Source organism: Marinomonas sp. UCMA 3892, assembly GCF_012726345.1.
GTDB lineage: Bacteria > Pseudomonadota > Gammaproteobacteria > Pseudomonadales > Marinomonadaceae > Marinomonas.
This window is the reverse complement of sequence record NZ_PTXN01000023.1, coordinates 54,291-64,594: the sequence shown is the minus strand read 5'-3', so window position 1 is coordinate 64,594 and position 10,304 is coordinate 54,291. Positions and strand designations below refer to the sequence as shown.

At 44.3% G+C, this 10,304-nt stretch carries 2 protein-coding genes; both read right to left on the bottom strand.

Going from position 1 to position 10,304, the window contains the following annotated elements:
- Positions 1–393: 393 nt before the first annotated feature.
- Positions 394–1,692 carry an enterobactin transporter EntS gene (entS, locus tag B6N13_RS21710; protein WP_169460592.1) on the bottom strand — a complete coding sequence of 433 codons (1,299 nt, stop codon included), beginning with the start codon at positions 1,690–1,692 and terminating at the stop codon, positions 394–396.
- Positions 1,693–1,759: 67 nt separating this feature from the next.
- The gene (locus B6N13_RS21705; RefSeq protein ID WP_169460591.1) at positions 1,760–10,294 is read right to left on the bottom strand and encodes a non-ribosomal peptide synthetase; all 8,535 of its coding nucleotides are present in this window, start codon (positions 10,292–10,294) and stop codon (positions 1,760–1,762) included.
- Between the last annotated feature and the right edge of the window lie 10 nt (positions 10,295–10,304).

Sequence of the window (10,304 nt, the reverse complement as noted above, 5' to 3'; positions counted from 1 at the left end):
CGCCTTGGCTCACACCTCGAACGCATGCTTCCAATTCAAGACCGGATTGGATGCCAGGCTTCCCCAGTTACTGCACTGACGCCCTGTTAACAATGCCACCCTCAAACACAGCCTAGGTCTGACTGAGTATCGGGCTTTGCGCTATTTTGCACGCTTACCCACCTAAACTGCCGAAGCAGGTTCACTTGCGTTGTGTACTGTTAACTTCCTATCGCTTCCTTCAGACCCTGCCGTTGGCCAGCAACGCCCTTGCGATTCGGATTCTCTTCCCCCCAGTCGGGGTGAGACAGGTTTCTTACAACCTGACGGGTTTGCCAGCTTCGCTGGGCAAACAAAAAAATGGCGATGTCCTGAGACATCGCCATTTTTTAGACTGCACAAGTAAAAGAGCGATTATGCCGTAGCATCTTTTGCTTGAAGAGTTTCTTTTTTAGCAACGTCATCATCAGGAAAGAGCGTCGTATCAATCAAGCTGACACTTCTTAATGAACGCACTCCTGCGCTTAATAATACAGTTGCTGCTGCACAACCAAAGCCAAGCGCGACCAAGCCCATGACTGGCGATAGCATTTTTACAATCACACCAATGCCTAATGCACCAGCAGAATCGCCTACCACATCTTGCGCTGTCCAGAAGCTACCAATTCGCCCTAACATATGATCGGGAGTATGACCTTGTACAATGGTGTATTGCAGCAAACCACCAATCGACCCTAGATAACCAAACACCGCCAAGGCAAGCAGCATCAACACTAAATGTCCCATAAACCCCAACGCAGAGACACACAAAAAGGAGAAAAACGCCGTGAACAGCATAACCATACCTGGCCTCTTCGCATGACGAACCCAACCGCTAGTAAGTGCTCCTAAGGTCGATCCTACAGGCACCGCGGCGTACATGAGCCCCACCTCAAACGCCCCGCCACCAAACGCGGTTGCCGCTAAAGCAGGAAATAAAATACGAATTGATTTGGTGACTGCTTCTAGCGTACCCAAGGCAACAACGGCACGAATAACTTTATGCGTAAATACAAAGCTAAATCCGTCCATTAAAGAGCGAATCGGGTGTTCTTGAGGCCCACCTTCTTGCGGCTTCATGTTTGGCAAAGTAACCAAGGTAATTAAAGTACAAAGCGTACCTATCGCAGCCAAGGTATAGTTCCATGTCACCCCAAATGACACAATTACCACACCGGCAATGGCGGGTGAAATGACGGAACCAATTCGCACAATCAACATGCTCAATGCACCCGCTGTTGGCAAATTTTCTCGCCCGACTAAATGAGGAATAGACGCCATTAATGCTGTCATTCCAATCGCACTGAAAAAACCGTCCCAAAGGGAAATGGCATAAACGGCCCATAGACTTGGCTCTGACAAATACGCATTGGCTGCAAGCAAAACAAAACCAACACCGCAAATAAAGCGCGAAAATAGAATCAGCCATTTGCGGTCCATTCTGTCAGCTAAAACACCTCCTAGCATCAAACCGACAAACATCCCCATTCCATCTAACGCCACGGCAAAACCAACCTGTAAACTGGATCCCGTTAACTCATATATCTGTACCGGCACAGCAACATTTAGCATCCCAATGCCCAACACAGACATCAGCCGAGCAATGAAAATAGCACGAAAGTTTCTGTTGGTTTTTAGCAAACTAAAGTCCAACATGATATTTGATTTAGACATAACGACTCTTTAAATCTGGCGCGACAGTTTGCCGCGCTCTAATACGTTTGAAGTTGTTGTTTTGAAGCTATAGCTCTGAGACCAATTGGTTAAAAACAGGACCCAGCGCAGTAAGCGCTTCAGGCGATAAAATATCTTCATGCGCAAAATCAAAATGATGCTCTTCGAGCTCATCGACATAAGGCGCCCATGCTGCCTGAATATTCATCTTCTCTGGCACGGTTTTATCTGCCACAAACAAAACAGCTTTGCCTTGATAACGCTGCGTTTTTGCCTTTGAAAGTAAAGCTACCGAGTCGGCATAGTTCTGCACAATATCGGCAAACATGGCATCTTGCGCCTCTTCAACCTGCTCATCTAAAATATCTTCTGATGTATCCATGAACTTTGCCCTCTCTCGTTCAACTTCATGCTGTATTTCAGCATCAACAGATTCGGACCAATCTTGCTCGTCGGGTGGATAAGTATCCAACAACCCAAGAAAGCTCACCTCCTCGCCTATTGCTTGTAATCGAACCGCCAGAGCGTGTGCAATGACACCGCCTAAGGAGTAACCAATCAGCCTGTAGGGCCCTGTTGGCTGCCTCTCTCTTAGCACTTTAAAGTGCTGTTCGATAACACCGTCCATATTAGTTTGTGCTGCAATGGGCCCATCTGGCCGTGGAGACTGCAAACCAATCATGGGAGAAGTGTGCGATAGATAACGAGCAAAGCCAGCATATTGCCAAGCAAAACCAGACGCAGGATGAATACAAAAAATAGGTAAGCCAGTACCCTCTTTTATCGGTAACACCGCGCCAAAGCCAGATAGATCGCGACTTTGTGTCGGATCTTGATTGGCAATTACCAGGGCTAACGATTCAATAGTTGGAGACACCATAATCTGCCCAACCGTAATATTTAGCTTCAACATCTTACGCAGCTCTGAAACCAAACGCACTGCCAAAATCGAATGACCGCCCAAGGTAAAGAAATCATCACTCGCATTAAGATCTGTCACACCCAATATCTTAGAAAAAGCATTGGCTATTTCAGTTTCAAGACCTAATTTGAGTGGCCTTCCTTTTTTCGCCCCTAAAAACTCAGATGGCTGCGGTAAGGCTTTTCGGTCAAGCTTTCCATTCGCACTTAACGGCATAGTGTCCAATTGCAATACAGCAACAGGCACCATATGAGCAGGTAATAAGTCACTCATCGAGGAGCGAATCTGCACGGTGTCCAACTCGCCTGAACGACTAGTGACATAGGCCACCAATTGACGAGCATCAGCGCCCATAGCGCTATTGTCTTGGCCTAATGTTTTCGCCACAACAACAGATTGATCCACGCCTATTTGCGCTGCGAGCACTTGTTCTATCTCACCTAGCTCTATGCGCTGACCGCGAATTTTCAGCTGATCATCACTTCGACCAAGGTATTCAACAGCCCCACTGTCTAACCAACGAACCACATCACCAGTACGATACATACGCCCACCATTGGCTTCTGGGTCAGCCACAAAGCGAGTAGCGCATAATTCAGGCCGATGCCAATAGCCATCCGCTAGCTGTACACCACACAGATATAAATCCCCAGCAACACCAATAGGTACTGGACGTAGGAAGTTATCCAGTATCCGCAGTTGAGTATTCCAAACGGGATAACCAATAGGCACCCCAACTCCTTTTAATTGAGCCAAATAGTGACCAAAAGCAGGATAATAAGAGACATCCACTGCGGCTTCTGTTGGCCCATATAAATTATGAAGTTCGCAACCAACGCTTACTTCGAATTGCTTTGACAATTCAACAGGCAAGGCCTCACCACTGCAGAAGACCCGTTTTAAACGATGACAAGTGTCTGAGTTTTCGCCGTCTAAGGAAGACACAAATGCTGCCAACATGGAGGGAACAAAATGCAAAGTCGTTATCTTATTGTCAGTAATCAATTGTTGTAATTGAAGCGGATCACGATGAGACTCTGGCGGTGCCATGTGCAATTTGGCTCCAACCATAGCACTCCAAAAGAACTCCCAAACCGACACATCAAAGCTGCAAGGTGTTTTTTGTAGAACAACATCGTCCGAGGTCAGCGGATATTGGTTTTGCATCCACAAAATACGATTCACTATAGCTTGATGAGAAACTAAAACCCCTTTCGGCCGACCCGTTGAGCCCGAGGTATAAAGCAAATATGCGGCTTCATTTACTCTTAAAAGGGGTGCATTCCAGTCATCTAGCACTCGCTGTAATTCAAAACTTTCAGCTGATCTAATCGGTGAATCATAAAAGTACTGTTTGCTAGCCGTCACAAAGCGACTAGCTTCGCTTGCTAATGTAATCAATGCTGCTGGTTTAGCATCCTCCAGCATGTAATTTAGTCGATCATCTGGATATCCCGTATCAAGCGGAAGATAAGCAGCACCCACTTCAATAGTCGCCCACAGGGCAAGACTTAACTTAACAGAACGAGGCAGCGCAACCGCCACAACATCACCAGATTGAACACCTAAAGATTGTAGTTCTTTGGCCAGCGTAACAACTTGGTAACGAGCCTCTAAATACGTTAATTGATACTCATCATCAGATATACAAACCTGATGTGGTGTCAGACTAACCTGCTTCATTAAACCATCACGGAGCGTCATTCTAGGTAAAGTCTGAAAAGTGTCATTCACGCTTTTTGTTATCGCTTTTTCGGCTGGTAACCTAAGATCTAATGCTTGCTGTGGCGAATTGCCATCGCTTAACAACGAGGTTACTAAGCTATCGAAACGTTCTATTAGATCGTTAATTTCAGCGCCACCTCGGTACTCAAACAGTAAATTTAACTGTTCACTAGGCAATGCTAATACCGTCAATGGATAATGAGTGAAACCTCGGCTATACACTTCTGAAAGTCGAATCCCTTGGTATTCCTGAGCAAATAATTCTGTTTGCTCAGGAAAGTTTTCCACCACCAGCAAGGTATCAAATAAATTAGCATGTCCTCCTAAGCGTTGGATTTCAGCCAACCCCAATCCATCGTGTTCTAACAAACCAACTTGTTCATATTGGACTTGTTGCATTTGCTGCCATAAGGTCAATTCAGGCTGTAATTGCACACGGACAGGAACCGTATTGCTAAATAGCCCTATATGTTCTTCTATTCCCGCCACATCAGAAAAGCGACCAGAAACAGGTGTACCAAAGATCACCTCAGAACGACCTGTTAACGCCGAAAGTAGGTTAGCCCACAAGGTTTGCAACACACTATTTAAGGTAAGCCCTCTATGCTGATAAAAACCTTTGAGCTTGGCAAACTTATCCTCGGAAAGTGTCAGCGTATGAGTTGTTACCTGTGATGAAGGTGGTTTATCCGCAAATAGCAGCGTCGGCGTAGAACCCGCTAATGCTCCTTTCCACGCATCTCGCATCACCGTTTTATCTCTAGACACGAGTCGCTCAACGACCTGAGAATACGGAACTGGAATAGCTGGTAATTCAATAGCACTACTACCATAAGCTGTAAGCAAATCACGAATTAGGATAGGCGTTGACCAGCCATCAACGACCAAATGATGGGCATTTAAAAACAAGTAATGTTGATTATCTGACATACAAACTAAAACAGTATGCAGTAACGGAATGCCTGCTGACTGAAACGCCATAAAATCTCGATTGAGTTCTTCGTGCTCAATGTCCTGCAATTTTTTTTGTTGGGCAAGAACATCTTGATCCGTTAAATCAACTACCTGTAGTGGCACCCACGTTTTCCGCTCGCCACGTCGCCAAGGTAAAATTTGTAACGCGGTATTGCCTTGGGAAAAATCAAATAAGGCGCCGAGTTGAGGATGCCTTTTCATTACAGCGCCTAACGATGCTTTAAGACGCTCAGTGTCCATAACACCAGAAAATTTCAGACGTACTAAAGAGCTATAACTCGCATCGCTAGCATTACTTTCCTTTTCTAGTTGTGCATGAAAAAGTAGTCCTTCTTGCAAAGGTAAAGCGGGCAAAATTGCTTGTAAGGAGCCATATTGGCTTCTTAACCTATGTATGTTCTGCTCACTCAGATCCAAATTTTTCAGGTCTTCAGGCACCAAGGTGTCCGCCGCTATAGCTTGGTGCGTTTGAGCGAATTTACTCATAGACAACGTGGCATCAGATAACTGATTAATCAGTTCTTGGGTTTCTGCAGGAGAAATTTGTTGAACATCGTGATCCACATAAATGACTAACTGCGGAGCGCCCTGGCTTTCATCCACAAAAATATTTAGTTCCAACGCATAAGACGATTTCAGCTGATCGGATTGATGTACTTCAAAGGTGTCTTTAAAATAGCGTTCACCTTGAATCAGAGAAAGATCACCCTGCTGAAAACGACCAAGGTAGTTAAATAAAATTTGTGGTGCTGCTGTGTTACTACTCATCGCAAATATAGACGGAGTCTGATCAACTAAATAGTGTAACGCACCATAACCCACACCATCATTAGGCACTCTAAGCAGACTACTACGCACTAACTGTACGACTTCTTCATAAGGCGATTCTGGGTGATTAAGGTCAAATAATAGAGTGTCTTTTCCAGCCATACGCATCGGGTATTCAGCGGTAAACCAGCCTAAGGTTCGAGTTAAATCTAGCTCACCGATATCTGCGCGACCATGGGATTCCAGCATCATTGAGATATCTGTCTTCTTATATTGCCTAGCGAGAGCAATATATAAAACACTCAAAATAGCCTCTTGGGACTGACACTGGTATTGCTTGGGTATAACGCCTAATAAAAGTTCAGAAACATTCTCATCTAATAAAATCCGTTGATGCGCTCGCTCATTTGATGCTTCGCGCTCTACCAGTGGCTTGCCTTTTCGTTGCTCCAACCAATATGGTTGCTGGGACAACCAGCGAGGCATCTCATCTGCCAGAACCTTTTGCCAATCTATTAAGCTATTGGGTGAGGGGGATAAACTTGTATCTGAGTCATCCAATAAGCTCGCTATATCAGAAAAAAGAATTCGCCATGACATCCCATCTATTATCGAATGATGCATAACAAACACGGCTGCTTTTTTATTGTCAGCACTCAAATAGGCCACTCGCATAGCGGCAAAAGCTTCATTCGATTCAATGCGAACAAGCTGCTCGAAAGCATCGTCTGCCAATTTGGATAAACTTTCCTGTTGCTCAAATACCTTTACAGAAAAAGCATTTTCTGAAACGGCAATATCAAGGTGAGAAGCATGAACTTGAGCCGTAAGAATGCTATGAGCAGCAATCAATTTGGCAATAACCTGTTCAAAATGCTGATGTGACATAGAATCTGGTAAAGCAAAACATACGGCCTGAAAATAAGGCTGATTAAGACCCCCAGCTTCCTGCATCCAGTGATAAATTGGTAAATTCGATAGCTGACCGAATTGAACACTTGACGGCTTTTTTGCGACATTTAATCGTGATAACTGTGTTGCTATTGAACGGATTGTACGACTTTCAAAGACATCTTTTGCTCGTAAATAGTAGCCATCTTTTCGCGCTAAACTGCCTAAAGACATAGCGACAATACTATCGCCACCCAACGCAAAAAAGTCATCATCAATGAAGACACAATCTAGATTCAAAGCCTTCTGAACCCATTTGCACACTAGCGCTTCTTTATCGTTCTTTGGCAAGATTCCACGGCTGCGAATAATGACAGGGTCTGGTAAGGCTTTTCGATCTATCTTACCGTTTGTGTTTAATGGAAATTGCTCCAATAACGTCACAGTAGCCGGAACCATATACGAAGGAAGTTGACGAGACAAAGCATCTATCAAAGTTTGAACTTTGTTTTGTATTGCCTGCTCATCAGCAACCTTTCGATAGTGATCAAGTACGACATAAGCATCTAAACGATGTGTACTGCCCTGTTTATTGGCGACAACCAGACTGCTTTTCACATTTTCAAATGCGTTTAGAACCGTCTCAATTTCACCTGGTTCAACACGATGTCCGCGAATTTGCACTTGATGATCTATCCGCCCAATAAACTCAACCTGCCCACTCTCTAGCCATCTCGCCAAATCACCCGTTCGATACATCCTCTCACCCAATTTGAATGGATTAGCAATAAAGCGAGCTGCGGTTAACGAACTTTGATTTAGATATCCGTGCGCCAAGCCAGGTCCTGAAACATAGAGCTCTCCGGTGGTTCCAATGGCAACTGGCGATAGACTGGAGTCGAGTATATAGGATTCAGTATTGGCGATCGGACGGCCTATCACAACTTGATCCGAGTCTTTTATATCGGCTCCTAGGCTGTCTACCGTATTCTCGGTCGGGCCATAGTAATTTCTAACATTCAATGCTGGGTAACGTCGTGCTCGTTGCCATAAACGAGAAGATGGCGCTTCGCCACCAATGTAAATTAACTCAGGAAAGCACTTGGCTGGCTCTATTGTTTCAAGATCAAAAAGCTGACCTAGCACTGTGGGTGGAAGATCTGCGACATGAACTCGATGTTCATTAAAATACTGTTCAATAAGCTCAGGGTCCTTACAAATTTCATCGTCAACAATATGAAGGGTGTGCCCAAAGCACAGCCAATATAGCGAGTCCCAACTGGTATCAAATGAAAAAGAAGCAGTCAGTATGGCATTCACATTTGAATGCTTTTCTGCCAACGCCTTGCCATCGCGTAACCAATGGAAAAATGCTAAATTAACTAAACCTTTGTGAGCTATCGCCACCCCCTTTGCTTTTCCAGTCGAACCAGATGTGTACATGATATAAGCCAAGTCATCTGACGAAGGAAAATCAAACACGGCTTTTAAAGGGTCTTGTTGATCTACTGATTGTATAAAACTGTCATCATCAACCGACAAAACACGTGTTCTGTCAGACACGTTAAAGCCATAAGCATCACAAGTAATCAATAACTGAGGAGCAGAGTCTTCTAGCATCCAATGAATGCGTTCTTCAGGGTAAGTCGGATCAATCGGTAAATAATGTGCACCAAGACCCATGGTCGCGAACATGGCGTAAACCATGCGTTCGTCTCGCGGTAAAGCCAGTCCAACACAAGCGCCTTTTTTCACCCCAAACTCACTCAACACTTGCGCCCATTTTGCGACATTGTCATGTAATTGTGCGAAGCTAATCGACCGTTCTTTCACCACTAACGCCGGTATAGGTGCCAAAGAATTATCTAACCCATGAAACTGTTCAATCAAACTCACATAGTGACTATTAGATGCCACTACGCCCTTCTGCCAACGTTGAATCTGCAATTGCTCAGAGGTTAGTAACGTTGAAACATCGGCAATACGAGTATCAGAATCTCTTAAAAGTCTTTCAGCAAATTCTTCAAAGCGCTGCAGATGCCTATTTAACGATTCGATATCGTATTTTTGATCATTACCCACCCACTCTATATGAAGATCGCCACTGTCAAAGTGCAAACCGAAATCCAGATCTTCAACAGGCCCAGCTGCAAGGTGTTCTATTTTTGCCGAGACCTCACCAAACGAGAGATCATAATCAAACAGCCGCAAGTTTAATGTTGGACCATATAAGGCTTCTCCAACGCGATTCAAATCACGAGAAATTTGCTCAGCATTGTATTTTTGGTGCTTGCGTATGGCTTTCAAAATTTGTTTTATTCGTCGCGCCAGCTCAAAAATACCGTCGTCTAGATGCCCTTCAATAATGACAGGCAACACATTCACCACTGGCCCAAGCGCACTTAAAGAAACACTACCAACGCGCCCCATAAATGGTAACCCAATTGGAACTCGCCATTGCCCCGTCATTCGAATCAAATACGCTGAGATCAATCCCATTGCCAAGTCAGCAGCTGTAAGATTAGAAAAGGGGAATCGATCTAGACAGCTTTGTAATTTCTCCCCACCAATACGGCCATTTACTCTAATTAAGCGCTGGGATACCGAAGCACTTTTTGCATCCGTCGATACTTCACGATTAGATAAACTGATCATGTTAGGTAAATCGGCACAGTATTCGGCCCAGAAGGCTTTGTCATGCAAGTATTTATCTGATTTCTTATAGGCTTGCTCTTCCTCTACTACCTTATAAAACGAAGCATAAGGTGTATTCGAAACCGTTTTTTGCAGAACAAGCGCCTGATATATGCTCGCTACTCTGGCAGTAAAGGCATTAAAGCTAAACCCATCTAGCATGATATGGTGAAAGCGTTGATACCAAACATACAGCTGATCGGACAGTTTAAACACAATTTGGCGAACTAATGGCATAGTCGAAGACAGCGTCAACTCTGCATCCAAATCTTGCTGAATAAGCGAGTCCATATAAGCTTGTCCATCACTTTCATTCGAGATGTCCAACCTTTCAGGAGTAATATCTAGGTCACTGCATTCCAGCTGTTGAGTCGGAACACCATCGTATTCACGATAAACAGCCCATATAGTATCAGCCTCTTTAAGCCCTAACTGAATCGCTTCCAATAAATGCTGAGAATCCAGATCACCCTTAATATGAACCTTATGTGCAATGGTGAAAGCATTACGTTGAGAAGAAATATGATCAGCCATCCATATGCCCATTTGCACATCAGTAAGGGGCACAACCGAACTATCCACTAAGCCTATTGATTTGTTAATACGCGATGCAATGTTATTTTCCATAATAAACTTC

What these genes read in the sequence shown, in the direction of transcription:
- entS (WP_169460592.1), bottom strand. Translation starts at nt 1,692, where the DNA reads ATGTCTAAATCAAATATCATGTTGGACTTTAGTTTGCTAAAAACCAAC.
- B6N13_RS21705 (WP_169460591.1), bottom strand. Translation starts at nt 10,294, where the DNA reads ATGGAAAATAACATTGCATCGCGTATTAACAAATCAATAGGCTTAGTG.